This is a genomic window from Pseudothauera rhizosphaerae (assembly GCF_004801305.1).
Lineage (GTDB): Bacteria > Pseudomonadota > Gammaproteobacteria > Burkholderiales > Rhodocyclaceae > Pseudothauera > Pseudothauera rhizosphaerae.
In genome coordinates this window covers 23,440-49,378 of sequence record NZ_SSOD01000005.1, presented here as the reverse complement: position 1 = coordinate 49,378, position 25,939 = coordinate 23,440, and the positions used below count along the sequence as shown (strand labels likewise).

At 69.5% G+C, this 25,939-nt stretch carries 26 protein-coding genes; 12 read left to right on the top strand and 14 right to left on the bottom strand.

Annotated elements, in window-relative coordinates; all coding sequences use genetic code 11:
* Positions 1 to 2: 2 nt before the first annotated feature.
* Positions 3 to 722, bottom strand: coding sequence for a uracil-DNA glycosylase family protein (locus E6O51_RS07580; RefSeq protein ID WP_136384381.1), 720 nt, complete (start codon positions 720 to 722; stop codon positions 3 to 5).
* A gap of 179 nt (positions 723 to 901) precedes the next feature.
* On the opposite strand from E6O51_RS07580, the gene E6O51_RS07575 reads away from it, so the two are divergent.
* A complete protein-coding gene (locus E6O51_RS07575) occupies positions 902 to 1,219 on the top strand; it encodes a hypothetical protein (protein ID WP_136384380.1) in 318 nt (105 codons plus the stop codon).
* 67 nt (positions 1,220 to 1,286) lie between these two features.
* Here E6O51_RS07575 and metW read toward each other — a convergent pair whose 3' ends face one another.
* The 6 genes from metW to E6O51_RS07545 all read right to left on the bottom strand — a co-directional run bounded on the left by metW (position 1,287) and on the right by E6O51_RS07545 (position 7,414).
* Positions 1,287 to 1,871: a methionine biosynthesis protein MetW gene (gene metW, locus E6O51_RS07570; RefSeq protein ID WP_136384379.1), complete on the bottom strand. Its 585-nt coding sequence runs from the start codon at positions 1,869 to 1,871 to the stop codon at positions 1,287 to 1,289.
* Positions 1,868 to 3,001 (bottom strand): homoserine O-succinyltransferase MetX, encoded by a 1,134-nt coding sequence (metX, locus tag E6O51_RS07565; protein WP_136384378.1) that lies wholly within the window; start codon positions 2,999 to 3,001, stop codon positions 1,868 to 1,870. Before metX ends, metW begins: the two co-directional genes overlap by 4 nt.
* 239 nt (positions 3,002 to 3,240) lie before the next feature.
* On the bottom strand, positions 3,241 to 4,968 hold the full coding sequence (ptsP, locus tag E6O51_RS07560; RefSeq protein WP_136384377.1) for a phosphoenolpyruvate--protein phosphotransferase: 1,728 nt from the start codon (positions 4,966 to 4,968) through the stop codon (positions 3,241 to 3,243).
* Between the two features lie 3 nt (positions 4,969 to 4,971).
* Positions 4,972 to 5,241, bottom strand: coding sequence for an HPr family phosphocarrier protein (locus E6O51_RS07555; protein WP_136384376.1), 270 nt, complete (start codon positions 5,239 to 5,241; stop codon positions 4,972 to 4,974).
* Between the two features lie 10 nt (positions 5,242 to 5,251).
* Complete coding sequence (locus E6O51_RS07550) at positions 5,252 to 5,635, bottom strand: PTS sugar transporter subunit IIA (protein ID WP_136384375.1); 384 nt, start codon at positions 5,633 to 5,635, stop codon at positions 5,252 to 5,254.
* 153 nt (positions 5,636 to 5,788) lie between these two features.
* Entirely contained in the window at positions 5,789 to 7,414 is a 1,626-nt protein-coding gene (locus tag E6O51_RS07545; RefSeq protein WP_136384374.1) for an ABC-F family ATPase, read from the bottom strand.
* A gap of 168 nt (positions 7,415 to 7,582) precedes the next feature.
* Between E6O51_RS07545 and E6O51_RS07540 the strand changes: the two genes are divergently transcribed.
* From E6O51_RS07540 to E6O51_RS07530, 3 genes are all read left to right on the top strand, one after another.
* A complete protein-coding gene (locus tag E6O51_RS07540; RefSeq protein ID WP_136384373.1) occupies positions 7,583 to 8,614 on the top strand; it encodes a DctP family TRAP transporter solute-binding subunit in 1,032 nt (343 codons plus the stop codon).
* 100 nt (positions 8,615 to 8,714) lie between these two features.
* Positions 8,715 to 9,203 (top strand): TRAP transporter small permease, encoded by a 489-nt coding sequence (locus tag E6O51_RS07535; protein ID WP_136384372.1) that lies wholly within the window; start codon positions 8,715 to 8,717, stop codon positions 9,201 to 9,203.
* Positions 9,200 to 10,483 carry a TRAP transporter large permease gene (locus E6O51_RS07530; protein ID WP_136384371.1) on the top strand — a complete coding sequence of 428 codons (1,284 nt, stop codon included), beginning with the start codon at positions 9,200 to 9,202 and terminating at the stop codon, positions 10,481 to 10,483. The genes E6O51_RS07535 and E6O51_RS07530 overlap by 4 nt, the downstream gene beginning before the upstream one ends.
* A 3-nt stretch (positions 10,484 to 10,486) precedes the next feature.
* On the opposite strand, the gene E6O51_RS07525 is transcribed toward E6O51_RS07530, so the two are convergent.
* Genes E6O51_RS07525 through E6O51_RS07505 form a run of 5 tightly spaced genes read right to left on the bottom strand, consistent with a single transcriptional unit; the run spans position 10,487 to position 15,371 of the window.
* Positions 10,487 to 10,999, bottom strand: coding sequence for a GNAT family N-acetyltransferase (locus E6O51_RS07525; protein ID WP_136384370.1), 513 nt, complete (start codon positions 10,997 to 10,999; stop codon positions 10,487 to 10,489).
* Entirely contained in the window at positions 10,992 to 12,383 is a 1,392-nt protein-coding gene (locus E6O51_RS07520; RefSeq protein ID WP_136384369.1) for a diguanylate cyclase, read from the bottom strand. The genes E6O51_RS07525 and E6O51_RS07520 overlap by 8 nt, the downstream gene beginning before the upstream one ends.
* Before the next feature lie 30 nt (positions 12,384 to 12,413).
* Positions 12,414 to 13,502: a tRNA (uridine(54)-C5)-methyltransferase TrmA gene (gene trmA / locus E6O51_RS07515; protein WP_136384368.1), complete on the bottom strand. Its 1,089-nt coding sequence runs from the start codon at positions 13,500 to 13,502 to the stop codon at positions 12,414 to 12,416.
* Between the two features lie 13 nt (positions 13,503 to 13,515).
* Positions 13,516 to 14,895, bottom strand: coding sequence for a prephenate-dependent tRNA uridine(34) hydroxylase TrhP (gene trhP, locus E6O51_RS07510; protein WP_136384367.1), 1,380 nt, complete (start codon positions 14,893 to 14,895; stop codon positions 13,516 to 13,518).
* A 47-nt stretch (positions 14,896 to 14,942) separates the two neighbouring features.
* Entirely contained in the window at positions 14,943 to 15,371 is a 429-nt protein-coding gene (locus E6O51_RS07505; RefSeq protein WP_136384366.1) for an acyl-CoA thioesterase, read from the bottom strand.
* A gap of 156 nt (positions 15,372 to 15,527) precedes the next feature.
* On the opposite strand from E6O51_RS07505, the gene gshA reads away from it, so the two are divergent.
* The 5 genes from gshA (at position 15,528) to E6O51_RS07480 (ending at position 20,962) form a co-directional block, all read left to right on the top strand.
* Positions 15,528 to 16,835: a glutamate--cysteine ligase gene (gshA, locus tag E6O51_RS07500; protein WP_136384365.1), complete on the top strand. Its 1,308-nt coding sequence runs from the start codon at positions 15,528 to 15,530 to the stop codon at positions 16,833 to 16,835.
* A gap of 4 nt (positions 16,836 to 16,839) precedes the next feature.
* Entirely contained in the window at positions 16,840 to 17,796 is a 957-nt protein-coding gene (gene gshB / locus E6O51_RS07495; protein ID WP_136384364.1) for a glutathione synthase, read from the top strand.
* Positions 17,797 to 17,806: 10 nt separating this feature from the next.
* Entirely contained in the window at positions 17,807 to 18,859 is a 1,053-nt protein-coding gene (locus tag E6O51_RS07490; protein ID WP_136384363.1) for an FAD:protein FMN transferase, read from the top strand.
* A gap of 42 nt (positions 18,860 to 18,901) precedes the next feature.
* Entirely contained in the window at positions 18,902 to 19,771 is an 870-nt protein-coding gene (locus E6O51_RS07485) for a DUF6279 family lipoprotein (protein ID WP_136384362.1), read from the top strand.
* Between the two features lie 285 nt (positions 19,772 to 20,056).
* The gene (locus E6O51_RS07480; RefSeq protein ID WP_136384361.1) at positions 20,057 to 20,962 is read left to right on the top strand and encodes a DMT family transporter; all 906 of its coding nucleotides are present in this window, start codon (positions 20,057 to 20,059) and stop codon (positions 20,960 to 20,962) included.
* A gap of 66 nt (positions 20,963 to 21,028) precedes the next feature.
* On the opposite strand, the gene E6O51_RS07475 is transcribed toward E6O51_RS07480, so the two are convergent.
* On the bottom strand, positions 21,029 to 21,946 hold the full coding sequence (locus tag E6O51_RS07475; protein WP_136384360.1) for a LysR substrate-binding domain-containing protein: 918 nt from the start codon (positions 21,944 to 21,946) through the stop codon (positions 21,029 to 21,031).
* 105 nt (positions 21,947 to 22,051) lie between these two features.
* On the opposite strand from E6O51_RS07475, the gene E6O51_RS07470 reads away from it, so the two are divergent.
* Both E6O51_RS07470 and E6O51_RS07465 read left to right on the top strand, forming a co-directional pair.
* On the top strand, positions 22,052 to 22,426 hold the full coding sequence (locus E6O51_RS07470; RefSeq protein ID WP_168735218.1) for a DUF2917 domain-containing protein: 375 nt from the start codon (positions 22,052 to 22,054) through the stop codon (positions 22,424 to 22,426).
* A gap of 31 nt (positions 22,427 to 22,457) precedes the next feature.
* Entirely contained in the window at positions 22,458 to 23,102 is a 645-nt protein-coding gene (locus E6O51_RS07465) for a 2-hydroxychromene-2-carboxylate isomerase (RefSeq protein WP_136384358.1), read from the top strand.
* Positions 23,103 to 23,111: 9 nt separating this feature from the next.
* Here E6O51_RS07465 and E6O51_RS07460 read toward each other — a convergent pair whose 3' ends face one another.
* Positions 23,112 to 23,711 (bottom strand): hypothetical protein, encoded by a 600-nt coding sequence (locus E6O51_RS07460; protein ID WP_136384357.1) that lies wholly within the window; start codon positions 23,709 to 23,711, stop codon positions 23,112 to 23,114.
* 64 nt (positions 23,712 to 23,775) lie between these two features.
* Here E6O51_RS07460 and E6O51_RS07455 point away from each other — a divergent pair, with 64 nt between their 5' ends.
* A complete protein-coding gene (locus E6O51_RS07455) occupies positions 23,776 to 25,725 on the top strand; it encodes an ATP-binding cassette domain-containing protein (RefSeq protein WP_136384356.1) in 1,950 nt (649 codons plus the stop codon).
* Positions 25,726 to 25,939 lie beyond the last annotated feature (214 nt).

Here is a 25,939-nt window from a genome sequence, read left to right as displayed (position 1 = left end):
GTTCAGTCCGGCCAGATGCCCAGTTCATTGAGCTGACGGCTGGCCGCCTCGGCCCAGCCCCGGTTGGCGGCCGGGCTGGCCGGGCTGGGATGCAGGATGCGGCCGAGGCGCACGGGCAGGCCGGCCAGCGCCGCGGCGGCGCGTTGCTCGGCCCAGGCGCCGACGCCGATCACCCAGTCGGGCTGCAGGGCCTCGACGATCGTGCGCAGGTGGTCGTCGCAGGCCTCCAGCAGTGGGCGCTGTTCGGCGGCGGGCAGCTTGTCCGGCGTCAGGTTGCGGCCGTGGTCGAAGAAGGCGAGCGGGCAGTAGTTGGCGACGAAGTGCTCGGCGAAGAAGCGCTCCGGCGTCCCGAAGCGGGCGCGGAACAGCCCCCACAGGCGCTGGCCGCTGACTTCCGAACGCGTGCAGGCGAAGCCTTCCACCGGGCGCTTGGGATTGGTGTCGGCGGGCTGGCCGATGGGGCCGGCCAAAGCCAGCCAGTCGCGCACCGCGGCGATCTCGCCGAAGGGCACGCCGGTCTGCGCCATGCCGAAGGGGCCGGGGTTCATGCCCAGGAAGACCACGCGCTTGCGCCCCGCGCCGTAGCGTTCCAGGTAGCTGCGGTGGACCTCCCAGGCGTAGTCGAGGGGGTTGTAGACGTGGCTGGCCGGTGCGGCGAAGCGCAGCGCGCCGAGGGTGGCGGAAAGCCGGCGGGCGGCGTCGACGAGGGCGGTGGCGTTCATGGGCACGGTGAGCGGCGGACGAGGGCGCCATTATCGCGGATTCCGCCTCCTCCGGTGCCGCGGGACGGGGGCGCCGATCATGCGCTGCAGCGATACGCCGGCGTATGGGCTTGATCGCCGGCGCAGGTGGGCAGAAAATGCGTTTTCAACAAGACCACAGCCAATGCGAGGAGATAGACATGACTCAGCACATCACCGTGTCCTTCGGTGCGAACCGGGAATACGAACTGACCGTGCACGACGAAGAGACGGCCGCCATTACCAAGGACGACGCGCGCGCCTGGCTGGCCAAGGAGTTTGAGGTGCTGGAATGCACGCCGTCCAACCCCATGGGCAAGATTCTGGTGCTGGACATGATCCTCAACGTGGCCAAGTACGGCGGCGAGGAGCGTTTCAAGGAAGCGGGCGAGTGGGCGCAGCGGTTCGCCGCCGTGGTGGGCCGGGCGCTGGAGCGTCCGGCCATTCGCGTGGATGTGGCGGGCTTCGTGGTGGGCTGAAGCCGCCCGGGGCGGATGAAGAAGAACGGGGGCCGCGGCCCCCGTTTCCTTTTCCTTGGCCCGGCCCTCAGGGCCGGCCCAGGCGATACACCGCGACGCTGGCGAGGAAGTTGGGTTCTTCCAGGATCAGCTTGCCCTCGTCGAAGGCCAGGCGCTCGCGCACGGCGATGCCGTTCATTTCGCACAGGGCATCGAAGTCGGCGATGGTGAAGAAGCGCACGTTGGGGGTGTTGAACCACTGGTGCGGCAGGCTTTCCGACACCGGCATGCGGCCGTTGAGGATGCTCTGGCGGTGGCGCCAGTAGCCGAAGTTGGGGAAACTCACCACGGCCTCGCGGCCCACGCGCAGCATTTCCGCGAGGATGCCCTGGGTGTTGTGCATGGCCTGCAGCGACAGGCTCATGATGACGTGGTCGAAGAAGCCGTCCTCGAAACCGGCCAGGCCCTTCTCCATGTCGATCTGGATCACGTCCACGCCGTTCTTCACGCAGGCGAGCAGCTTGTCGGTATCGTTCTCGACGCCGTAGCCCTGCACCTGGCGCACCTCCATCAGGTGGCGCAGCAGGCTGCCGTCGCCGCAGCCCAGGTCCAGCACCTTCTCGCCCGGTTCGATCCACTGGGCGATGACGTCGTAGTCGTAGCGGTAGATCATGGCTGCACCTCGATGCGGTCGAACCAGGCGCCGAGCACGGCGTGGTACCGGGGGTCGTCCAGCAGGAAGGAGTCGTGCCCGGCGTCGCAGTCGATCTCGGCGTAGCTCACCCGGCGCCGGTTGTGCAGCAGGGCGTAGACGATCTCCCGCGAGCGCGGCGGGGCGAAGCGCCAGTCGGTGGTGAAGGACACCACCAGGAACTCGGCGGTGGCGCGCGCCAGCGCGGCGGCCAGGTTGCCGCCGTGTTCGAAGGCGGGGTCGTAGTAGTCCAGCGCCTTGGTGGTGAGCAGGTAGGTGTTGGCGTCGAAGTAGCCGGCGAACTTGTCGCCCTGGTAGCGCAGGTAGGATTCGATTTCGAATTCCACGTCGTAGCTGTACACCGCCTTGCCGTGGCGCAGGCTGCGGCCGAATTTCTCCGCCATGGCGTCGTCGGACAGATAGGTGATGTGCCCCACCATGCGGGCGAGCTTCAACCCGCGCGCCGGCACCACGCCGTGCTCGTAGTAATGCCCGCCGTGGAAGTCCGGGTCGGTCAGGATGGCCTGGCGGGCGACCTCGTTGAAGGCGATGTTCTGCGCAGTGAGCTTGGGCGCGGAGGCGATCACCGCGGCGTGGCGCACGCGATCCGGGTACTGCAGGGTCCAGGACAAGGCCTGCATGCCGCCCAGGCTGCCGCCGATCACCGCCGCCAGGCGCTCGATGCCCAGCAGGTCCATCAGGCGCGCCTGGGCGTCCACCCAGTCTTCCACGGTGACGAAGGGGAAATCCGCGCCCCAGCGCTTGCCGGTGGCGGGGTTGATGGCATTGGGGCCGCTGCTGCCGTAACAGCCGCCCAGGTTGTTGACGCCGATGACGAAGAACTTGCGCGTGTCCAGCGGCTTGCCCGGGCCCACCAGGTTGTCCCACCAGCCGATATCGGCGGGGTCTTCGGCATGGGTGCCGGCCACGTGGTGCGAGCCGGACAGGGCGTGGCACACCAGCACGGCATTGTCCCGTGCGGCGTTGAGGCGGCCGTAAGTTTCGTAGACCAGTTCGTAGTCGTCCAGCCGGCCGCCACTTCGCAAGGGCAGCGGCACGGTGAAGCGCGCCCGCTGGGGCGCGACGATGCCGACGGATTGGGGTTGGATCATGGTGTCGAGGCGGAAAACGAAAAACCCAGCCGGCTGGAAACGCGGACTGGGTTGCCCTCGCTTTAGCCGGATTTGTTGAGCGCCCGCAAGCTGTAGATCAAATCGGCGCTGAAGCGGTGGAAATTAGCGTGTGTGCGGGGGAATGTCAAACCTGGGCAGGATGTGGGAGCGGGCTTGCCCGCGATGCCGGCCTGCGGGACAACGAACACCGCAATCGCGGGCAAGCCCGCTCCCACAGCTCAGCCGGCCAGGCGCTCCACCGCCTCGCGCACGCGCGCCTGCTCGTCCATCTTCAGGATGCGCTGTACCTTGGGCGCCAGTTCGCCCACGTCGGCGCGCAGCACCTGCTGCTTGATCTCCAGCACGTTGGCCGGATGCATGGAGAAGTTGCGCAGGCCCATGCCCAGCAGCAGCAGGGTGTAGTCCGGGTCGCCGCCCATCTCGCCGCATACCGAGACCGGCAGGCCGTAGCGGGCGCCGGCCTGGATGGTGCCGCCGATGAGCTTGAGCACGGCCGGATGCAGCGGGTCGTAGAGGTGGGCGACGGCCTCGTTGGAGCGGTCGATGGCCAGCGTGTACTGGATGAGGTCGTTGGTGCCGATGGCGAGGAAGGACAGCCGCCGGATGAACATGCCCAGCGCCAGCGCGGCGGCCGGGATCTCGATCATGCCGCCGATCTCCACGCTCTCGTCGAACTTGATGCGCTCGGCGCGCAGTTCCGCCTTGGCCTTGTCGAGGAGGGCCAGGGACTGGTCGATCTCGTGGGCGTGGGCCAGCATGGGGATCATGATGCGCAGCCGGCCGTGCACCGAGGCGCGCAGCAGCGCGCGCAACTGGGTGAGGAACATCTTGGGCTCGGCCAGGGAATAGCGCACCGCACGCAGGCCCAGAGCGGGGTTGGGCTCGGTGCGTGACGCGCCGTTGAGCGCCTTGTCGGCACCCACGTCGAAGGTGCGGATGGTCACCGGGCGCTTGCCCATGGCCTTGAGCACGCTGCGGTAGGCCTCGTACTGCTCGTCCTCGTCGGGCAGGGCGTCGCGCCCGATGAAGAGGAATTCCGTGCGATACAGGCCCACGCCGTCCACATTGACGTTGCGCGCGGTGGCCACGTCCTTGGGGCCTTCGATGTTGGCCAGCAGGTTCACGTCCTCGCCGTCCAGCGTGGTGGCGGGCATGTCCTTCAGGCGCTTGAGCTTGGAGCGCTCCAGCTCCAGCTCGGTGCGGCGCAGGCGGTATTCCTCGACGATGCGCTCGTCCGGGCCGACGATGACCACGCCGCGGGTGCCGTCCACGATCAGCAGTTCGTCGTCCTCCACCAGGTCGCGGATGTGGTGCAGGCCGACCACGGCGGGGATCGCCAGGCTGCGCGCGACGATGGCGGTGTGGCTGGTGGGCCCGCCCACGTCGGTGACGAAGCCGGCGATGTTGTGGTCGCGGAAACCGATGGTGTCGGCCGGCGACAGGTCGTGGGCGACCACGATGGTGCCCAGGCCGTCGCGCCGCTTGGGCGGCAGGCGGCCGGGATGGCCGAGCAGCACCTTGACCAGGCGTTCGATCACCTGCACCACGTCGGCCTGGCGCTCGCGCAGATAGGGGTCCTCGATCTGCTGGAACTGCTCCACCAGGTGTTCCATCTGCTGCACCAGCGCCCATTCGGCGTTGCAGCGCCGCTCGGAGATCAGTTCGCGCGCGGCGTCCACCAGCATCGGGTCGGCGAGCAGCATGATCTGCAGGTCCACGAAGGCCCCCACCTCGCTGTGCGCCTGGCCGGTGCTGGTGGCCGCCTTGAGGCCCACCAACTCACCGCGCACGGTGGCCACCGCGTCGTCCAGGCGGTAGAGCTCCTCGGCCAGGTACCTTTCCGCCACGTGGTAGTGATTGACCTCCAGCAGCGCGTGGGAGACCAGGTGCACGTGGCCGATGGCGATGCCCTGGGACACCGGCAGGCCGTGAATGGTGAAGGCCATGGCCTACTCCTCCTCGCCGAAGCGGTCGGCGATGAGGTCGAGGATGGCCTGCAGGGCGGTGTCCGCGTCCACGCCTTCGGTTTCCACCGTCACCGTGCTGCCGCGCGCGGCGGCCAGCATCATCACGCCCATGATGCTCTTCGCGTTGACGCGGCGTCCCTGGCGTTCCAGCCAGACGTCCGCGCCGAAGCTGCTGGCGAGCTGGGTGAGCTTGGCCGAGGCGCGCGCATGCAGACCGAGTTTGTTGATGATCGGGGCTTCCGCTTTGGGCATCGTGGTCGGCTCACTTCATGTGCAGAACGCCGTCGCAGCCGCCGCTCACGGCGCGCTGGACGAGGGTGGGCATGTCTTTGTCGCGGTAGGTCAGCACGCGCAGCAGCATGGGCAGGTTCACACCGGCAATGCCTTCCACGTGCCCGGGGGCGAGCAGCTTGGTGGCGATGTTCGACGGCGTGGCGCCGTAGATGTCGGTGAGCAGCAGCACGCCCTGTCCGGCGTCGGCCCAGCTCAGCATCTGGCGCGCCAGGGGCAGCAGGTCGAGGGGGTCGTCCTGCGCGGAAACGCCCAACTGCACGATGTGCGGCGGGCGCTTGTTGAGCACGTGGCAGGCGCACTGGATGAGCGCTTCGCCCAGGCTGCCGTGGGTGATGAGGAATATGCCGATCATGGGCGGAAACATCCGTCGGGTGCCGTTGCACTGCTGTGCCGGCCGCACGCGCGGCGCAGCCCGGCGATTGTAGCCGATGCGCCGCGCACGCTCATGCGGCAGTGCCGCATGAGCAGTGCAAATGCATGAAAGGATCGAATGCCGCCCGGCGGTTTATTCCAGCCCCTGGCTGGAGAGGTATTCCTCGTAGCTGCCGCGGTAGTCCACGATGGTCCCGTCCAGCTTGATCTCCACGATGCGGGTCGCCAGCGAGGAGACGAACTCCCGGTCGTGGGAGACGAACACCAGCGTGCCGGGGAATTTCTCCAGCCCGCTGTTGAGGGACTCGATGGATTCCATGTCCAGGTGGTTGGTGGGCTCGTCCATCAGCAGCACGTTGGGGCGGGAGAGCATCAGCTTGCCGAACAGCATGCGGCCCTGCTCGCCGCCGGAGATCACGTTCACCGGCTTCTTCACCTCGTCGCCGGAGAACAGCAGGCGGCCCAGGGTGCCGCGCAGCAGGGTCTCGTTGTCCTCGCCGGTGGCCGCGGCGGTGATGCGGGAGTACTCGGCGATCCATTCGGTCAGGCTTTCGGTGCCGGCGAACTCGGCGGAATGGTCCTGGGCGTAGTAGCCGGGCTTGGCCTTTTCGGCCCACTTCACGTGGCCCTTCTGGGGTTTCAGTTCGCCCACCAGCAGTTTGATCAGCGTGGTCTTGCCGACGCCGTTCTCGCCGATGATGGCCACCTTGTCGCCCGCGTCGATGGCCATGCTGAAGTTCCTGATCAGCGGCTTGTCCATGCCCTCGTAGGCGAAGGAGATGCCGTCGATCTCGCAGGCCAGGCGGTGCAGCTTGTCCTTTTCGTCGTAGTCGAAGCGGATCCACGGGTACTGGCGGCTGGAAGGCTTGACGTCCTCGGGCTTGAGCTTGTCGATGAGCTTGAGGCGGCTGGTGGCCTGCTTGGCCTTGGATTTGTTGGCGGAGAAGCGGCGCACGAATTCCTGCAGTTCGGAAATCTTCTCCTTGGCCCGGGCGTTGGCCGCGGACTGGCGCTGGCGGGCCAGCGTAGACGCTTCCATGTAGTCGTCGTAGTTGCCCGGATAGATGGTGATGGTGCCGTAGTCCAGGTCCGCCATGTGGGTACAGACCTGGTTCAGGAAGTGGCGGTCGTGGGAGATGATCACCATCGTGCAGTCGCGGCCGTTGAGCACGTCCTCCAGCCAGCGGATGGTGTTGATGTCCAGGTTGTTGGTGGGCTCGTCCAGCAGCAGGATGTCCGGGTTGGCGAACAGGGCCTGGCACAGCAGCACGCGCAGCTTCCAGCCCGGGGCGACGTTCCTCATCGGTCCGTCGTGCAGTTCGGTGGCGATGCCCACGCCCAGCAGCAGTTCGCCGGCGCGCGCTTCCGCCGTGTAGCCGTCGTACTCGCCCACCTTGCCTTCCAGCTCGGCGGCGCGCATGTAGTCGTCCTCGGTGGCCTCCGGGTTGGCGTAGATGGCGTCCCGCTCCTGGATGGCGGCCCACAGTTCCTCGTGGCCCATCATCACCACGTCGAGCACGCGCTTGTCCTCGTAGGCGAACTGGTCCTGGCGCAGGTAGGCCATGCGCTCGTGGGGGTCCTTGGAGACGTTGCCGGCGGTGGATTCGAGCACGCCGCACAGGATCTTCATGAAGGTGGACTTGCCGGCGCCGTTGGCGCCGATCAGGCCGTAGCGGTTGCCCTCGCCGAACTTGACGGAGACGTTCTCGAACAGGGGCTTGGCCCCGAACTGCATGGTGATGTTGGCGGCGACGAGCACAGCGGAGTCCTGTTTTTCAGGTAAAACAAAGCCTTGCATTATACGCCGTAAAATCGTTCCTCTGCCCTGGCCGTGCCCTGGCTGTAGAATCCGATTCGCTTCACCCGCTTCCGGCCGCCGCGCCATCGCGGGCCGGCCCGGAAAACAACCACAATATGGAGACATTCCATGACCAGACGCCGCTTTCCCGCTCTCCTGGCCGGCCTGTTCGCTGCGGCCGCGCTCGGCCTGTCGCTGCCCGCGACGGCCCAGCAGTACAAGGACGAATACAAGCTCTCCACCGTGCTCGGCGAGGCCTTCCCCTGGGGCTGGGGCGCCAAGCGCTGGGCGGACCTCGTCGCCGAGAAGACCGACGGCCGCATCCGGATCAAGGTCTATCCGGGCACCTCGCTGGTGTCGGGCGACCAGACCAAGGAATTCACCGCCCTGCGCCAGGGCATCATCGACATCGCGGTGGGCTCCACCATCAACTGGTCGCCCCAGGTGAAGGAACTCAACCTCTTCGCCCTGCCCTTCCTGATGCCCGACCACAAGGCCATCGACGCCCTGACCCAGGGCCGCGTGGGCAAGCGCCTGTTCGACATCCTCGCCGAGCGCGACGTGGTGCCGCTGGCCTGGGGCGAGAACGGCTTCCGGGAAGTTTCCAACTCCAAGCACCCGGTGCGCACGCCGGAAGACCTCAGGGGCCTGAAGATGCGCGTGGTGGGGTCGCCGCTCTTCCTCGCCACCTTCAACGCCCTGGGCGCCAACCCGACCCAGATGAGCTGGGCCGACGCCCAGCCGGCCATGGCCACCGGCGCCGTGGACGGCCAGGAAAACCCCCTGGGCGTGTTCAGTGCCGCCAGGCTGCACACCGTGGGCCAGAAGCACCTGACCCTGTGGGGCTACGTGGCCGATCCGCTGATCTTCGTGGTGAACCGCAAGGTGTGGGAGTCCTGGACCGAGGCCGACCGCAAGGCCGTGGCCGAGGCCGCGAACCAGGCGGCGAAGGAGGAGATCGCCCGCGCCCGGGCCGGCATCTCCGCCGGCGACGACGCGGTGCTCAAGGAGATCGAGGCCAACGGCGTGGCCGTCGTACACCTGGACGATGCCGGGCGCGAGGCTTTCCGCAAGGCCACGGCCGACGTCTACAGGGAATGGGCCGGGCGCATCGGTGCCGACCTGGTCAAGCAAGCCGAGGAAGACGTCGCCCGCCGCTGATGCGGCCATTGCTCCGGCCGCAGCGGCACTCCGCCGCGCGGCCGGACATCCTCCCTCCCCGTTTCCAACTCACCGCGCGTGAGCGCGCCCCCGATCGCCCATGAATGACGACGTCCCGCCCGCCGAGGGCGCTGCCGGCTCCCGGCCCTACACCATCGAACAGATCCTGGCCGGCATCGCCATGGGCCTGATTGTGCTGATCACCTTCGGCAACGTGCTGGTGCGCTACCTGACCTCCCGGTCCTTCGCCGCGACCGAGGAGTTTTCCATCGCCCTGATGATCGTGCTGTCCTTCCTCGGTTCGTCGGTGGCCTTCGCCTTCGACCGCCACATCCGGGTCGATTTCTTCACCGGCAGGCTGCCGCAGCGCGTCCGGGTCTTCCTGGAATGGCTGTCCTTCGCGGTGACCGCGTCACTGTTCGCCTTCATCGCCTTCTACGCCGGCAAGCTGACCTGGGACCAGTACCGCTTCGAGGAAACCTCGCCGGCCCTGGGCGTGCCGCAGTGGTGGTACACGGTGTGGATGCCCGTGCTGGCGGTAGCGCTGGTGCTGCGCCTGGCCCACACCCGGCTGCGGAGGCGGGCATGAACGGTACGGTGCTGATCGGCCTGTTCCTGCTCGCGCTGGTGGCGGGCATGCCGCTGGCCACCGCGCTCGGCGTGGCCAGCGTCGCCGTGCTGGCGCTCGCGGGCTTCGACCAGCTCGCGGTGCCGACCAACATCTATGCCGGCATCGCCAAGTACCCGCTGCTGGCGATCCCCATGTTCATCCTCGCCGGCATGATCTTCGAGCGTTCCGGCGTGGCCGCGCGCCTGGTGCGCTTCGTCACCGCCATCGTCGGCGAATGGACGGGTTCGCTGGCCGTGGTGGCGGTGCTGGTGTCCATGCTGCTGGGGGGCATTTCCGGCTCCGGGCCGGCGGACGCGGCGGCGGTGGCCGCGGTGATGCTGCCGTCCATGGTCGCCCGGGGCTATCCCAAGGGTTTTTCCGCCGCCCTGATCGCGGCGGCCGGGTCGACCGCCATCGTCATCCCGCCCTCGGTGGCCCTCATCGTCTACAGCGTGCTGGTGCCGGCGGCCACGGTGCCGGCCCTGTTCGCCGCCGGGCTGTTCCCGGGCATGATCGCCGCCCTGTGCCTGCTGGCGCCGGCCATCCTCATCAGCCGCCGCTACGGCTTCGGGCGCGACTACAAGGCCGAGCGCCCGCCCCTGGGCAGGAGCTTCATCGACGCCATCTGGGGCCTGCTGGCGCCGGTGATCATCCTCGGCGGGCTGCGCACGGGCCTGTTCACGCCCACCGAGGCGGCCGTGGTGGCGGTGGCCTACGGCATCTTCGTGGGCATGGTGGTGTATCGCAGCATCACGCTGCGCGGACTGTTCCGCGTCCTCGTGGATGCGGGCGAACTGTCGGCGGTGATCCTGATGATCATCGGCATCGCCTCGGTGTTCGCCTGGGCGGGCAACACCCTGGGCATTTTCGACACGGCGGCCAAGGCCCTGGTGGGGCTGGAGGCGAGCGAATGGCTGATGCTGCTGGCGATCAACCTGCTGCTGCTGGTGGCGGGCATGTTCCTGGACGCGGTGTCCATCTACCTCATCCTGCTGCCGCTGCTGGTGCCCATCGCGCTGGCCATGGGCTGGGACCTGGTGTGGTTCGGCGTGATGATGACCATCAACCTGGCCATCGGCCAGTTCACGCCGCCCATGGCGATCTCGCTGATGATCACCTCCCGCATCGCCGGCATCGGCATGGAGGCCACCTTCCGCTGGGTGATCTGGATGGTGCTGGCCATGGGCGCCGGCCTGGCGCTGATGGTGGTGTTTCCGCAGATCGCCCTGTGGCTGCCGGCGAGGCTGGGTTACTTGTAGGCCCTACAGCCACTTCTGCAGGAACAGCGCCTGCCCTGCCACCGGGTCCAGCACGTAGGGGGCGAAGCCGGCGCGCTCGTAGGCGGCCAGGGCCTTGTGGTTGTTGGACAGCACTTCCAGCGTGAGCTTGCAGCAGCCGCGCGCGCGGGCCGCGTCCTCGGCGGCGGCGAGCAGGGCCTGGCCCACGCCGCGGCCGCGCCGGGCGGCATGCACGACGATGTCGTGCACGTTGAGCAGTGGCCGGGCGGCGAAGGTGGAAAAGCCTTCGAAGCAGTTGATCAGGCCGACCGGGCTGCCGTCCGCCCAGGCGAGAAAGGAGACGTAGCCCGGCCAGCGGGCCAGGCGGTCCGGCAGCGCGGCCTTGACCGCGTCGGACAGGCCCGTGCCGCCGCCCATGGGGTCGCGGGCGTAGTGGTCCAGCAGGGCCACCAGCGCGGCGGCGTGGGCCGGGTCGCGCAGGTCCGTGGCGACGACGGTGGGGGCGAGGGTGGAGGCGGAGGGCGAGCGTTCAGCCATGGGCCACCACGCAGCGGTTGCGGCCGTCGTGCTTGGCGCGGTAGAGGGCGTCGTCGGCGCGGTTCACCAGGCGCTGGTAGTCCGGGTGCCCGTCGTGCAGGGCCAGCCCGATGCTGGCGGTGACCCGCAGGGTGTGGCCGTCGGAGAGCAGGAAGCTCTCCTGGGCCACGCGGTTGCGGATCTTCTCCGCCACGCGAAGTGCATGCAATTCGTCCACCTCCACCAGTAACACGAGGAACTCCTCCCCGCCGTAGCGGAACACGAAATCGCCCGAGCGCACCGTGTTGAGCAGCAGGCTGGCGATCTGCTGCAGCACCCGGTCGCCGGCGTCGTGGCCGTGGCGGTCGTTGATGTGCTTGAAATGATCCACGTCGACCAGCAATAGCGCAAAGGGTTTGCCCTGGCTGCGGCTGATGTCCGCCTCCCGGCTCAGGATGGCGGGCAGGAAGCGCCGGTTGAGCAACTGGGTGAGCGCGTCCTTGCCGGACTCCAGATCGACGAAACGCTCGAACATGGCATCCGCCAGGAACTTGAGCTGGCCCAGTTCCGTCTGCACCGCCTTGGTCAGGCGGCGGATTTCCTCCCGTTCCGGGGCGTCGAGCTGAGTCTGGCAGAGCGGGATCAGGCTGCCGTCCACGGTGCGGATGACGGCGTGGATGGTGGGCAGTTCCGTGGAGCCCTCGAAGATGGCGCTGGCCTTGTGCTGCAGCCACAGGCCGAAGGAGGAGTCGGCCAGGGTCTGCAGTTCGTCGCCGGGCGCGCCCGCCATCATCTCGTGCAGGAAGCGGTTCTCCCAGTCGAGCAGGGCGGCGCGCTGGCGTTCCCGCTCCAGGGACATGTTCTGGCCGTAGGAGAACACCCGGTAGGCCTCGTCGATGCGGGCGGCGCGCTCGTGGGAGGCGACGTAGGCCGAGCTCATCTCCTCGAAGGCGAGGTCGATCAGGTTGTCCGCGTACAGCACCGCGTCCACCAGGGTCTCGCCGTCCAGCCCGGCGTCCAGCAGGCGGTGGGCGATTTGGCCCTTCAGCACCCGCGCGCCGCGGGCGACGATGTTGACCGGCAGGTCCACCCGCGCATGCACGTCGCCCACGTGGCGCTGCATGGCCATGGCGGCGCCGAACTGCTCCCGGTCGGTACAGGAGAACAGGGTTTCCAGCCAGCGCTGCAGGGAATGGTGCAGGCGCTGTTCCACCGCTTCGTGGGTCAGGAAGGGCTGCGCGTCCGGGTCGGCCAGCATGTGTGCGTAGAACGCCGTCGCCATCGCCTCCCGGTGGGCCAGCACCACGTCGCGCAGGGCCGTGCGCGTGGCGGCGGACACGCCGTCGAACAGGCTCAGCCAGTGGGCTTCGATGGCGGTGGAATGGGGTGGGGCGGCGGCAGGCATGGGCGTGGGGCCGGCAGTGGATGTTCCATTCTAGTGGCGTTCCAGCAACAAGCCACATTCAAGATGGGGGGTGTAGGGGAACTGGTCGAACACCGCGGCGGCGGCGATGCGGTGGGTGGCGGCCAGCGCGGCCGCGTTGGCCCGCAGCGTGTGCGGGTTGCAGGAGATGTAGAGGATGCGATCGAAACGCTGGGCCAGTGCCAGCGTGGCCGGGTCCAGGCCGGCGCGGGGCGGGTCCACGAAGAGCGTGGAGAAGCGGTAGCCGGCCAGGTCCACGCCCTGCATGCGGCGGTACTCGCGCCCGCCGGCCATGGCGTCGGCCAGCTCCTCGCTGGACATGCGCACCAGGGTGATGTTGCGGGCGCCGTTGGCGTCCATGTTGTACTGGGCGGCGCGCACGGAGGACTTGGACAGTTCCGTGGCCAGCACCCGGTCGAACAGCGGCGCCAGGGCGAAGGTGAAGTTGCCGTTGCCGCAGTAGAGCTCCAGCAGGTCGCCCCCCGCGCCCGCGGCCCGGGCGCGCGCCCAGGCGAGCATCTTGCGGTTCACGCCGCCGTTGGGCTGGGTGAAGCTGCCCTCGATCTGCTGGTAGCGCAGGGGGAGGCCGTCCACGTCGAACGCCTCCAGCAGCCAGTCCCGGTCGAGCACGATCTTCTGCCCGCGGCTGCGGCCGATGATCTGCGCGCCCAGATCGGCGGCCAGTGCGTGCGCCGCGATCTCCCAGCCGGCGTCCAGCTTGCGGTGGTAGACCAGGCTCACCATCAGCTCGCCGGAGAGGGTGGCGAGGAATTCCACCTGGAAGATGCGCCGCTTCAGCTCGTCGCTGGCGATGAGGGCATCCCGCAGGCGCGGCATGGCGCGGGCGATGGGCTCCGCCGCGGCGGGGAAGTCCTCCAGCAGGATGGGCTGCTTGGGGTTCGCCGCATCGAACATGGCGTAGTCCACGCGCCCGGCGTGGTGCCACAGGCGGAACTCCGCGCGCAGGCGGTAGTGCAGCGGCGCCGAGGTGAACACTTGCGGTTCGGGCAGGCCGAGGGGGGCGAAGTCGGCCTTGAAGCGGGCGAGCTTGTCGGCGAGCAGGGCGTCGTAGCGGGCGGGGTCGAAATCGGGCAGGGACATCGGGATCGTCGAATCAGAGAAAGCGGGCGATGAAGCAGGGCGCGGCCGGGTCGACCCCGGCCGGCAGGGGCAGCCAGGCCCGGTGGCCGCTGCCCGGCACGCGGTCGATGGTCTGGCCGTCGGCGTCTTCCAGGCGGTCGACGGTGAGCGTGACGTTGCCGGCCGGCTGCACGAACTCCAGCCGGTCGCCGCGGCCGAAGGCGTTCTTCACCGCCACCTCGGCCAGGCCGCGCGCGGCGTCGAAGCCGGCCAGGTCGCCCACGTACAGGCTGCGCCCGGATTCCGAATGGCCGCGCAGGTAGTTCTGGTGCTCCGGGGTGTGGTGGCGCTCGTAGAAGCCGTCCGTGTAGCCCCGGTTGGCGAGCCCTTCCAGTTCGCCCAGCAGATGGGGGTCGAAGGGGCGTCCTGCCAGCGCGTCGTCGATGGCGCGGCGGTAGCTCTGGCAGGTGCGCGCCACGTAGTAGGGGCTCTTGGTGCGGCCTTCGATCTTCAGCGAATCCACGCCGATCTCCACCAGCCGCTGCACGTGCTCGATGGCGCGCAGATCGCGGGAGTTGAGGATGTAGGTGCCGTGCTCGTCCTCTTCCACCGGCATCAGCTCGCCCGGCCGGCTGCCTTCCTCCAGCAGCCACACCTTGCTGCCGCCGATGTGGCGCGGCCCGCCGCCCAGCGCGGGCGGACCTTGCACCGCAGTGCCCACGGTGCCCAGGTGCTTCGGGTTGCCCAGGGCCGGGCCACCGGAGGCGAGCAGGTCGCCGGCGCCGTTCTCCTCCGCGCCGTGCAGCCTGTAGTCCCAGCGGCAGGAATTGGTGCAACTGCCCTGGTTGGGGTCGCGGTGGTTGAAGTAGCCGGACAGCAGACAGCGCCCGGAGTAGGCGATGCACAGGGCGCCGTGCACGAAGACTTCCAGCTCCATGTCCGGACAGGCGTCGCGGATCTCCACCACTTCGTCCAGGGAAAGTTCGCGGGACAGGATGATGCGTTTGACGCCCGCCGCCTGCCAGAAGCGCACCGCCGCGTAGTTCGTGGTGTTGGCCTGCACCGACAGGTGGATGGGCAGCGCCGGCCAGCGCTCCCGCACCAGCATGATCAGGCCGGGGTCGGCCATGATCAGCGCGTCCGGCCCCAGGGCGACCACCTCCTCCATGTCGGCGAGATAGGTGCGCAGCTTGGCGTTGTGGGGGTAGATGTTGCTGACGAGATAAAAGGCCTTGCCGGCGGCGCGGGCCTCCGCGATGCCGGCGGCCAGGGTGTCGATGCGGCCGAAGTCGTTGTTGCGCACCCGCAGCGAATAGCGCGGCTGGCCGGCGTACACCGCGTCCGCGCCGTAGGCGAAGGCGGTGCGCATCATTGCCAGGGAGCCGGCGGGGGCGAGCAGTTCGGGGCGGGTCATGGGGGCGGACGGCGGCGGAAGGGGCGCGATTCTACCGCGCTCGGCCCTCACGTATCGGCAAAGCGGCGCCGGAAGGCCTCCGGCACCGCCGCCACCTTGCGCGCCTGGTAGTCGAAGAACACGATGCCGGTCTTGCCGCGGGCCACCTCGCGCCCGCTGTCCCGCTCGGCCATGCGCCACAGCAGGTCGCAGCCGTACTTGCCGAAGTCCGCGGGGCCCATTTCCACCCGCATGGTCTCCCCGTGGAAGGCCTCGGACTTGTACTGCAGCGCCGCGTCCGCGACGATGATGCCCAGCCCTTCCACGTCCAGTTCGCCGTAGCCCATGGACTTGAGCCAGCGCACGCGGGCTTCCGACACCACGGTGAGCAGCAGCGCGTTGTCCAGATGCCCGCCGTAGTTCATGTGGCTGAGGTAGAGCTGGATGTCGGTGGAGAACGGAAAGGTCTCGGGCAGGTCGATGTGGATGCGCGCCATGATGGGGGCCGGAAGCAGTCGGTCCCGCAGGTTAGCGCCCGCCACGGCCGCGGCTCAAGCACGGCGTGAAAGCGCCCCCCGCCCTTGGTGTAACATTGCCCCGAAACTTTTCGCCGCAGCGCCCCCGCCTGCGGCGTTTTACCTGAGAGCTCCCTCATGGTTCCCCATCTCACCACCGCGCTGACCGGCCCCCTGCTGGAGCTGGAAAAGACCTTCCTCGACAAGGCCACCGAGATCGAGCAGTGGATGCGCGTGCAGTGGCAGGACCACCTGCCGCCCTTCTACGGCTCCACCGACCTGCGCAACAGCGGCTTCAAGCTGGCGCCGGTGGATCTGAACCTCTTCCCCGGCGGCTTCAACAACCTCAACGACGCCTTCCTGCCCCTGTGCGTGCAGGCCGCCCAGTCGGCCATCGAGCGCCTCTGTCCGGACGCGAGCCGGCTGCTGCTGATCCCGGAGAACCACACCCGCAACCAGTTCTACCTGCAGAACGTGGCCAAGCTGGTGTCCATCCTGCGCCTGACCGGGCTCAAGGTGCGCATCGGCAGCCTGCTGCCGGACATCGTCGAACCCACCACGCTGGAACTGGCCAACGGCTCCACGCTGACCCTCGAACCCCTGGTGCGCGAGGGCGGGCGCCTGGGCGTGGCCGGCTTCGACCCCTGCGCGGTGCTGCTCAACAACGACCTCTCCGGCGGCGTGCCGGCGGTGTTGCAGGGTCTGGAAGACCAGTGGGTGATCCCGCCCGTGCATGCCGGCTGGCATTCACGCCGCAAGTCGAAGCACGCCGAATGCTACGACCGGGTGGCGCGGGAGTTCGCCGCGGCCATCGGCATCGACCCCTGGCGCATCAACCCGGAATTCGGCGTGTGCGGGCAGATCAACTTCCAGGAGCGCACCGGGGAGGAATGCCTGGCCGCCCAGGTGGATGCGCTGCTCGGCCGCATCCGCGAGAAGTACCGGGAATACGAGGTCACCGACGAACCCTTCGTCGTCGTCAAGGCCGATGCCGGCACCTACGGCATGGGGGTGATGACGGTCAAGGACGCCTCCGAGGTGGTGGGCCTGAACCGCCGCCAGCGCAACAAGATGGCGGTGGTCAAGGAAGGGCTGGAAGTGCACGAGGTCATCATCCAGGAAGGCGTACACACCTTCGAGACCGTGGACGGCGCGGTGGCCGAGCCGGTGGTGTACATGATGGATCACTACGTGGTGGGCGGCTTCTACCGCGTGCACACCGAGCGCGGGCGCGACGAGAACCTGAACGCGCCGGGCATGCATTTCAAGCCGCTCGCCTTCGAGACCTGCTGCACGCTGCCGGACGTGGCCCAGGGCCCGGATGCGCCGCCCAACCGCTTCTACGCCTACGGCGTGGTGGCCCGGCTGGCCCTGCTGGCCGCCTCGGTGGAGATCGAGGAGACCGAGCCCGCTGCGGACGTGGCCGAACTGGCGGCGCTGGGGTGAGGTCATGAGCACCCCCCTGCGCCTGGCCTTCATCCTCGACCCCCTCGACGGACTCAAGGCCTACAAGGATTCCAGCATCGCCATGATGCGCGAGGCCGTCGCCCGCGGCCACGAGACCTGGACCATCCAGCGGGAGGCGCTGGCCTGGAGCGCGACGGACGGCGTCTACGCCCGTGCCCTGCGCGTGCATCCGCTGCCCGGCGACCATCCCTGGTACGGCCCCGGCGAGGCCGCCACCGTGGCGCTGGCCGATTTCGACGCTGTGGTCATGCGCCAGGACCCGCCCTTCGACTTCGAATACGTCGCCGCCACCTGGCTGCTGGAGCGCGCCGTGGCGGCCGGCGCGCGGGTGTTCAACGACCCGCGGGCGATCCGCGACCACTCCGAGAAGCTCGCCATCACCGAGTTCGCCCAGTTCACCGCCACCACGCTGGTGGCGCGCGACCCGGACGAGGTGCACGCCTTCATCGACGAGCTGGGCGACGTGGTGTTGAAGCCCCTGGACGGCATGGGCGGCAGCCAGATCTTCCGCGTGCGCGCGGACGACCCCAACCGCAACGTGATCCTGGAAACCCTCACCCACGAGGGCGCGCGCACCATCATGGCCCAACGCTACCTGCCGGCCATCAGCGAGGGCGACAAGCGCGTGCTCATCATCGGCGGCGAGGTCGTGCCCTACGCGCTGGCGCGCATCCCCAAGGCCGGCGAGACGCGCGGCAACCTGGCCGCGGGCGGGCGCGGCGTGGCCATGCCCCTCACGGAGCGGGAACGGGAGATCGCCGAGACCCTGGCCCCGGTGCTGTGGGAGCGCGGCCTGCTGGTGGTGGGCCTGGACGTGATCGGCGGCCACCTCACCGAGATCAACGTCACCAGCCCCACCTGCTTCGTCGAGATCACCACCCAGAGCGGTTTTTCGGTGCCGGCGCTGTTCGTGGACAAGCTGGAACAGGCTTGCCGATGAGGGCCTGCGCATGAGGGCTGGTCCGGTGTGGCGCCGCCTGCGGGCGGCGCTGCTGCTCGTGGGCGTGTTCGCCCTGGCCGCCTGCGCGCGCAACGAGGTACATCGCCAGGAAGCCTACGTGTTCGGCACGCGGGTGGACGTCTCCGTGTATGGCGACGACCCGGCCGAGGCGGACCGCGCCATGAGCGCCGTGCTGCGGGAGTTTGACCGCCTGCATGCGGCCTACCACGCCTGGGAGCCCTCCGAGCTGACCCGGCTGAACGAGGCGCTGGCGCATGGCGAATCCCTCGAAGTGTCCGAAGAGCTCGCCGCCCTGCTGCGCGACGCCCAGCGCATGGCCGCCCTCGGCGACGAGCTGTTCGATCCGGCGCTCGGCAAGCTCATCGCCCTGTGGGGCTTTCATACCGACGAGTTCGTGCCGGTGGTGCCGGACCCGGTCCAGCTCAAGGCCGTCATCGACGCCCATCCGCGCATGGCGGACCTGACGATAGACGGGCGCACCGTGTCCAGCCGCAACCCCGCGGTGCAGATCGACCTGGGCGGCTACGTCAAGGGCTATGCCCTGGACCGGGCCGCGGCCATCCTGCGGGAGATGGGTATCGCCAACGCGCTGGTGAACATCGGCGGCAACGTCATGGCCCTGGGCGACAAGGGCGGCCAGCCCTGGCGCATCGGCATCCAGCACCCGCGCGAACCGCGCCCGCTGGCCACCCTGCCCCTGTACGACGGCGAGGCGGTCGGCACCTCGGGCGACTACCAGCGCTATTTTGAACTGGACGGCGAGCGCTACTCCCACCTGCTCGACCCCCGCACCGGCCGACCGGCCCGCGGCACCCAGGCGCTGACCATCCTGATCACGCCGCGTGCCAACGCCGGCACCCTGTCCGACGGCCCCAGCAAGCCGGCCTTCATCGCCGGCGACGACTGGCGCGAATACACCCGCCGCTTCGGCATCGACCACGCCCTGCGGGTGGCGGCCGACGGCCGCGTGGAAGTCACCCGGGCGCTCCGCGCCCGCCTGCAGTGGGCGCAGGGTGTCGAGGCGGACGCCGTCGTCGACTGACCCGCCGCCGAACTTTGCTGTCCGCGCCGCGCTCTCAAGCGCATGCGCCTTTCCGCCCGATTGCTCGTACCCTGCCTCGCCGCCGTGCTGCTGGCCGGCTGCGGCATGCGGTTCGTGTATACCCAGCTCGACTGGCTGTTGCCCTGGTATGCCCGCGACTACGTGACGCTGGAGCCGGTGCAGCGCAGCGAGCTGGACCGCCGCCTGGGTGCCTTGCTCGACTGGCACTGCCGCGACCAGTTGCCCGCCTACGTGGTCTTGCTGCGCGATGCCCAGGCGGCGCTGCGCGACGGGCCGGTCACGGCGGCGCGGCTGGAGGAATTCCTGCTGCGGGGCGAGGCCCTGTGGGACCGCCTGATGCAGGCCGTGGCGCCGGATGCGGCCGGGCTGCTGGCCGAATTGTCCGACGCCCAGGTGGCCGAACTCGGGGCCGCCTTCGAGCGCCGCAACGCCGAGGCCCGCGAGGAATTCCTGGAAGGCCGCCCCGCGGACCTGCGCGAGCGCCGCATCGCGCGCATGGAAAAGCGCCTGCAGCGCTGGTTCGGCCGCCTGAACGCCGCCCAGCGGGCGCGCATCGGCGAATGGAACAACGCCCTGATGCTGGACGGCGAGGCCTGGCTGGCCCGGCGCGTGGCCTGGCAGCAGGCCCTGCTCGCCGCGCTGGAACAGCGCGCCGACCGGGCCGCCCTGGCGCGGGAGGTGGAAGCCCTGCTGCGCACGCCGCAGGAAGGCTGGACGGCCGAATACCGCGCGCAGGCGGCCTACAACCGGGAACAGACCCTCGCCCTGCTGGCCGACATCGCCAACAGCGCCACGCCGCGCCAGCGTAAGCATCTGCTGGCGGAAGTCGGCGGGCTCGCCGGCCAGTTCGACGGCCTGGCCTGCCGGGCGCCCGCGGGCCAGGCGGCTTAGGGGCTCTCGGGGCGATGGGTACAGGCGGCGCGATTTCCGCCGCGCGCCTGCATCCCTGCGGGCGCCGCCGCCCGGTGTAGCATCGGCGTCCCGGCCGCCATCCGCCGGCCGGGACGATGCACGAATGCTCCCTCCCCTTCAAGGGGAGGGTTGGGGTGGGGATGGGTTTCCAGAACGCATGAAAAACCCATCCCCCTCCTGGCCTCCCCCTTGAAGGGGGAGGAACGCACCCATCATGCCTGCCTCATGTCTTGAACCATCAAGTCAATAACAAGGCCTTCCGCCATGCCCCCCACCAAGACCCACCTCGACCGCTTCGCCATCGGCCTGATGGTGCTGTTCTGCACCATCTGGGGCGTGCAGCAGGTGGCGGTCAAGGTCGCCAATGCCGGCATATCGCCAGTGTGGCAGGCGGGTTTGCGCTCCATCGGCGCCACCGCGCTGGTGTTCGCCTGGGCGCTGGCGCGCCGCGTGCGTCTGTTCAAGACTGACGGCACCCTCGCCGCCGGCGTGCTGGCCGGCTTGCTGTTCGCCGCGGAATTCGCGCTGCTGTTCATCGGCCTGCAATACACCAGCGCCTCGCGGGGGGTGATCTTCCTGTACACCGCGCCCTTCTTCCTCGCCCTCGGCGCGGTCTGGCTGCTGCCCCACGAGCCCATGCGCCGCGCGCAATGGGCCGGTATGGCGCTGGCCTTCGGCGGCGTGCTGGTGCTGTTCGGCGAGAACCTGATCGGCCCGGCCGGCGAGGCCTGGAAGGGCGACCTGCTGATCTTCATCGCCGCCATCTTCTGGGCCGCCACCACGCTCACGGTGAAAGCCACCGCGCTGGTGCGGGTGAGTGCGGAAAAGACCCTGCTCTACCAGCTTGCGGTGTCGGCCGTCGTGCTGCCGCCGCTCTCCCTCGCGCTGGGCGAACCGGGCATGTTCGCGCCCACGCCCGCGGTATGGGCCAGCCTCGTGTTCCAGATCGTCGCGGTGGCTTCGGCCAGCTATGTGGGCTGGTTCTGGCTGGTGCGCCAGTACCCGGCCACCCGGCTGGCCTCGTTTTCCTTCCTGACCCCCGTCATGGGGGTGCTGGCCGGCGGCGTGCTGCTCGGCGAACCGTTGACACCCGCGGTGTTCGCCGCCCTGGGCCTGGTCGGGCTGGGGATCTGGATCGCCAACCGGCCGACACCCCGGAATCGGGTGTAGGAGCGGGCTTGCCCGCGATGCGAGGGTTCCGGTGCCAATGACGCCGCATCGCGGGCAAGCCCGCTCCTACATGCCCTCGGTCGCTTTGCCGGTTCGGGCGCTGCTTACTACCCAGGTGGCGAAGCGCTCCACCTCAGGGCGCTGCGGGCCGGGCGCCGGCACCAGCCAGAAGCCGCGTCCCGGCACCGCCATCTGCCGCGTGCCCACCGGCATAAGACGGCCGTCCTCGATCAGCGGGTCCACCAGCACCGCGCGCCCGATCGCCAGCCCCTGCCCGGCGCTCGCCGCGTGGATCAACTGGTCGTAGTGGGAGAAGGCGATGCGCGCCCGCGGGCGCACACCGTCCAGGCCGATGGCGGCCAGCCAGTGTTCCCAGCCCAGCCATGGAAAGCCCGGTTCGTCGTATTCCAGCAGGGTGAGCCGGGGCAGCGTCTCCGCGTTCAGCTCCAGTCCGGCGGCGATGGAGGGATGGCCCACCGGCAGCACGGTCTCGCCGAACAGCTTGATAGCCTCCGGAGGAGCATCCCGGTCGGCGCAGTAGCGCAGCGCCAGGTCGATGTCCTCCCGCGCCAGATCCTTCATCCGGTTGCTGGCGTCGATACGTACCTCGGCCTCCGGGTGGCGGCGCTGGAAGTCGCGCAGGCGCGGCACCAGCCACAGGGCGGCGATGCCGATGGCGGCGGTCACCGTGACCGGGCGTGCGCCGGGCCGGCGCATGGCCTCGGCCAGTCGCCCGTACTCGGCCAGCCAACCTTCCGCCGCCGCGGCCAGCCGCTCGCCCTCCGCGCTGAGCTGCAGGCTGCGCACGCCGCGCACAAAGAGGGGCTCGCCCAGCGCCGCCTCCAGCGTCTGCACCTGGCGGCTCACCGCCGACTGGGTCAGGCACAGCTCGTCGGCGGCGCGGGTGAAGGACAGGTGGCGCGCCGCGGCCACGAAGCCGCGCAAGGGGTCCAGCGGAGGCAGGTCGAGCAGGCTGCTACGCATGAGTTTTTCGCATGAATGGAATGCAAAACTACCGTTTGTTGGCAGCCTAGTGGATGACGATACTGCATGCAAGGCCGCCGGTCGCGGCCCTTGCAGGAGATAGCCATGGATACCCCTTCCCCGACCCTCGTCCGCCAGCTCGCCCCGCGCGCCGTGTACCTGCTCACCGGCGCGGCCGGCACCGAACTCCTGTGCCGCAGCGGCTGCGTGTGGATCACCCAGTACGGTGATACCCGCGACATCGTGCTCCAGCCCGGCCGGTCCTTCGTGCTGGACCTGCCCACGGCGGTGGTGATGACCGCCCATCGGGGCGCCGAGCTGATCCAGCGCCCGGCGCCGGCGCGGCCGCGCCGCGGCTGGCTGGCGCGCGTGACTGCCTGGCTGGACCCGCGCCACGGCAGCGGGGTGACGCGGGAACTGGCCCGGCGCCTGCCGCGTCTGCGCGAGGCGGAGGATGGCGGCTGCGTGCGTCCGCTATAGTGGATGTGTCGATTTGGAAGAAGGCCCGCCCATGACCGCCGCTGCTCCCCGTCCCCGGCTTGAGTTCTGGTACGAGTTCGCCAGCACCTATTCTTATCTTTCCGTTATGCGCATCGAGGACATGGCGCGCGCCGCTGGCGTGGAGGTGACGTGGCGGCCCTTCCTGCTGGGGCCGGTGTTCCTGGCCCTGGGCTGGAACGATTCGCCCTTCAACATCTATCCGCCCAAGGGCCGCTACATGTGGCGCGACCTCGCCCGCCTGGCGGACAAGTACGATCTGCCCTTCCGCCTGCCCAGCCAGTTCCCGCGCAACGGCCTGCTGGCCGCGCGGGTGGCGCTGGTCGGGGTGGCGGAAGGCTGGGTGGCGCCCTTCTCGCGGGCGGTGATGCGGGCCAATTTCGCCGAAGACCGGGACATCGGCGATGCGGTGGTCATCGGCGAACTGCTGGCGGCCCTGGGTTTGCCGGCGGACGCCGTGCTGGAGCGGGCGCAGACCCCGGAGAACAAGCTCGCGTTGCGCGCCCAGACCGAACTGGCGGTGGAACGGGGCCTGTTCGGCGCGCCGAACTTCCGTACCGGCGAGGAGCTGTTCTGGGGCAACGACCGCCTGGAGGACGCGCTCGCCTGGGCCGCGACCCACGCCGGCGAGTCGGTCCGCAAGCTGGGGGCGGCGTGAGCGCCTGACCTACTGCTTTTGCTGCTCCAGTTCCGCCTGGCGCTTGCGGATGCGTTCCTCGTAGCGCTCCCGGTCCCGTTCGGCCTGTTCGGCGCGCTCGGCCGCGGCGGCTTCCGCCTTGGCGCGGCGTTCGTCCCGCTGGGCGTCCTTGGTGGCGCGCTCGGCGGCGGCTTCGGCTTCCCGCTGGGTCGCCACGTCCGCACGATCGCGGCGCAGTGCCTCGGCGGCCGGATCGGGCTGCACCGTGACGTCGGTGGACGGTGCCGACGGCTCGATGGGTGCGCTGCCGGGCGCGGTGCCGAGTTCTTCCGCGCGGCGTTTGCGTTCGGCCAGATCCAGGCGGCGGGCCTCGGCCTCCAGTACGCGGGCGCGGCGCACTTCCTCCAGGCGCGCGTCCTTGGCCTGGCGGATGCAGCGGTTCACCAGGAAGCGCTCGTAGCACGCCGGCTCCTCCGCGGCGAAGCGGGCGTCGGCCGCGTCGCGGATCGCCTTGGCCTCGGTGTTCAGGCGTTCGGCACGTTCGGCATCGGTTTCGGCCAGGGCCGGCGGGCAGGCTGCCAGCAGGCAGGCGAGCAGGGCGGCGGAGCGGAGCGGGGCGGAGGCTTGCATCGGCAAGGTCGGGGCGTACGGGACGGACGCGTAGAATACCGCCTTTGCACCCCGAAGCGATGACGTGATCCAGTTTCGAAATTTGTCCCTGGCGCGCGGCGCCAAGCCCTTGGTCGAAGATGCGACGCTGCAGATCCACCCCGGCTGGCGGGTGGGGCTCACCGGCGCCAACGGCAGCGGCAAGTCCAGTCTGTTCGCCCTGCTGCGCGGCGAACTGCACCAGGAGCGCGGCGACCTGGAGATGCCCGCCGCCTGGGTGATCGCCCACGTGGCGCAGGAGACACCGGCGCTCGCGCGCTCCGCCCTCGACTACACGCTGGACGGCGACGCCGAGCTGCGCCGCATCGAGGACGAACTCGCCCGCCTGGAGGCCCACCACGATCCGGCCGACGGCGCCCACATCGGTGAGCTGCACGCCCGCCTGCACGAGATCGGCGGCTATGCCGCCCGCGCCCGCGCCGCCGCCCTGCTGGATGGCCTGGGCTTCCTGCCCGCCGATCTGGAGCGTCCGGTGGCGGACTTCTCCGGCGGCTGGCGCATGCGGCTCAACCTCGCCCAGGCACTCATGTGCCGCTCCGACCTGCTGCTGCTGGACGAGCCCACCAACCACCTGGACCTGGACGCGGTGATCTGGCTGGAGCAGTGGCTGCGGGACTACCGCGGCACGCTGTTATTGATCTCCCACGACCGGGAATTCCTCGATGCCTGCGTGAGCCACGTCGCCCACGTGGAGAACCGCCGCCTCACGCTCTACAGCGGCGGCTACTCCGATTTCGAGCGCCAGCGCGGTGAACGCCTGATCCAGCAGCAGGCGATGTTCGAGAAGCAGCAGCGGGAAATCGCCCACATGGAGGATTACATCCGCCGCTTCCGCGCCAAGGCCACCAAGGCCCGCCAGGCCCAGAGCCGCATCAAGGCCCTGGAACGCATGGAGCGCATCGCCGCGGCCCACGTGGATACGCCCTTCACCTTCTCCTTCCGCGATGCGCCGCCCGCCCCCGATCCCCTGCTCGCCATCGAGGACGGCGCCGTGGGCTACGACGGCAAGACCATATTGACCGGCCTCGCCCTGACCCTGCGCCCGGGTGAGCGTGTGGGCCTGCTGGGCCGCAATGGCGCGGGCAAGTCCACGCTGATCAAACTGCTGGCCGGCGGACTCGCCCTTTCCGCCGGCCGCCGCACCGACGGCAAGGGCCTCGCCACCGGCTACTTCGCCCAGCACCAGCTCGAAACCCTGCGCCCGGACGAATCGCCCCTGCAGCACATGGTCCGCCTGGACCCGGCCGCGCGCGAGCAGGAACTGCGGGACTACCTGGGCGGCTTCGACTTCCGCGGCGACGGCGCGGGAGGCACCGCCACGCCGGCCACCGCGCCCTGCGGCAGCTTCTCCGGCGGCGAAAAGTCGCGCCTGGCGCTGGCGCTGCTGATCTGGCAACGCCCCAACCTGCTGCTGCTGGACGAGCCCACCAACCACCTGGACCTGGAGATGCGCCACGCCCTCACGCTCGCGCTGCAGGACTACGAGGGCGGCATGGTGCTGGTTTCCCACGACCGCGCGCTGCTGCGCGCCACCTGCGACCGTTTCCTGCTCGTGGACGGCGGCCGCGTGCAGATCTTCGACGGCGACCTGGACGACTACCGCGACTGGCTCGCCGCCCGCCGCGCCGAAGCGGCCGCCGCCGCCCAATGCCCGGACCGCGCCGCCGACAAGGCCGCGCGCAAGGCGGACCGGGCGCAAGCCGCCGCCGAGCGCCAGGCGCGGCTCGCCGCCCGTCGCCCGCTGGTGAAGGAGAGCGAACAGCTGGAGAAGAAACTTGCCGGCTGGCAAGGCGAAAAGCAGCAGCTCGACACCCAACTGGCCGACCCCGCCTTCTACGCCAACCCGGACCCGGCGCAACTGCAGGCCCTGACCCGCCGCCAGGCGGAACTCGCCGCCCTGATCGACGAGGCCGAACTGCGCTGGCTGGAGCTGGCGGAATCGCTGGAGGCGCTGGCCGTGGACGGCGATGCGTAGGTCGTGCCCTGGCACGACACGACCCATGGGAAGAACCGTAGGAGCGGGCTTGCCCGCGATGCGGCGGTTCCGGGTGCCAACGACGCCACATCGCGGGCAAGCCCGCTCCTACCCGAAGCGCAGTCCGTGCGTATGCCGCATGCCCACAGGGATGCCCGCCGGCAATGCTAGAATCGCCGGCTATCCAACCATTCCGCCATCCCACCGAAAGGCC

What these genes read in the sequence shown, in the direction of transcription:
- E6O51_RS07580 (WP_136384381.1), bottom strand. Translation starts at nt 722, where the DNA reads ATGAACGCCACCGCCCTCGTCGACGCCGCCCGCCGGCTTTCCGCCACC.
- E6O51_RS07575 (WP_136384380.1), top strand. Translation starts at nt 902, where the DNA reads ATGACTCAGCACATCACCGTGTCCTTCGGTGCGAACCGGGAATACGAA.
- metW (WP_136384379.1), bottom strand. Translation starts at nt 1,871, where the DNA reads ATGATCTACCGCTACGACTACGACGTCATCGCCCAGTGGATCGAACCG.
- metX (WP_136384378.1), bottom strand. Translation starts at nt 3,001, where the DNA reads ATGATCCAACCCCAATCCGTCGGCATCGTCGCGCCCCAGCGGGCGCGC.
- ptsP (WP_136384377.1), bottom strand. Translation starts at nt 4,968, where the DNA reads ATGGCCTTCACCATTCACGGCCTGCCGGTGTCCCAGGGCATCGCCATC.
- E6O51_RS07555 (WP_136384376.1), bottom strand. Translation starts at nt 5,241, where the DNA reads ATGCCCAAAGCGGAAGCCCCGATCATCAACAAACTCGGTCTGCATGCG.
- E6O51_RS07550 (WP_136384375.1), bottom strand. Translation starts at nt 5,635, where the DNA reads ATGATCGGCATATTCCTCATCACCCACGGCAGCCTGGGCGAAGCGCTC.
- E6O51_RS07540 (WP_136384373.1), top strand. Translation starts at nt 7,583, where the DNA reads ATGACCAGACGCCGCTTTCCCGCTCTCCTGGCCGGCCTGTTCGCTGCG.
- E6O51_RS07535 (WP_136384372.1), top strand. Translation starts at nt 8,715, where the DNA reads ATGAATGACGACGTCCCGCCCGCCGAGGGCGCTGCCGGCTCCCGGCCC.
- E6O51_RS07530 (WP_136384371.1), top strand. Translation starts at nt 9,200, where the DNA reads ATGAACGGTACGGTGCTGATCGGCCTGTTCCTGCTCGCGCTGGTGGCG.
- E6O51_RS07525 (WP_136384370.1), bottom strand. Translation starts at nt 10,999, where the DNA reads ATGGCTGAACGCTCGCCCTCCGCCTCCACCCTCGCCCCCACCGTCGTC.
- E6O51_RS07520 (WP_136384369.1), bottom strand. Translation starts at nt 12,383, where the DNA reads ATGCCTGCCGCCGCCCCACCCCATTCCACCGCCATCGAAGCCCACTGG.
- trmA (WP_136384368.1), bottom strand. Translation starts at nt 13,502, where the DNA reads ATGTCCCTGCCCGATTTCGACCCCGCCCGCTACGACGCCCTGCTCGCC.
- trhP (WP_136384367.1), bottom strand. Translation starts at nt 14,895, where the DNA reads ATGACCCGCCCCGAACTGCTCGCCCCCGCCGGCTCCCTGGCAATGATG.
- E6O51_RS07505 (WP_136384366.1), bottom strand. Translation starts at nt 15,371, where the DNA reads ATGGCGCGCATCCACATCGACCTGCCCGAGACCTTTCCGTTCTCCACC.
- gshA (WP_136384365.1), top strand. Translation starts at nt 15,528, where the DNA reads ATGGTTCCCCATCTCACCACCGCGCTGACCGGCCCCCTGCTGGAGCTG.
- gshB (WP_136384364.1), top strand. Translation starts at nt 16,840, where the DNA reads ATGAGCACCCCCCTGCGCCTGGCCTTCATCCTCGACCCCCTCGACGGA.
- E6O51_RS07490 (WP_136384363.1), top strand. Translation starts at nt 17,807, where the DNA reads ATGAGGGCTGGTCCGGTGTGGCGCCGCCTGCGGGCGGCGCTGCTGCTC.
- E6O51_RS07485 (WP_136384362.1), top strand. Translation starts at nt 18,902, where the DNA reads ATGCGCCTTTCCGCCCGATTGCTCGTACCCTGCCTCGCCGCCGTGCTG.
- E6O51_RS07480 (WP_136384361.1), top strand. Translation starts at nt 20,057, where the DNA reads ATGCCCCCCACCAAGACCCACCTCGACCGCTTCGCCATCGGCCTGATG.
- E6O51_RS07475 (WP_136384360.1), bottom strand. Translation starts at nt 21,946, where the DNA reads ATGCGTAGCAGCCTGCTCGACCTGCCTCCGCTGGACCCCTTGCGCGGC.
- E6O51_RS07470 (WP_168735218.1), top strand. Translation starts at nt 22,052, where the DNA reads ATGGATACCCCTTCCCCGACCCTCGTCCGCCAGCTCGCCCCGCGCGCC.
- E6O51_RS07465 (WP_136384358.1), top strand. Translation starts at nt 22,458, where the DNA reads ATGACCGCCGCTGCTCCCCGTCCCCGGCTTGAGTTCTGGTACGAGTTC.
- E6O51_RS07460 (WP_136384357.1), bottom strand. Translation starts at nt 23,711, where the DNA reads ATGCAAGCCTCCGCCCCGCTCCGCTCCGCCGCCCTGCTCGCCTGCCTG.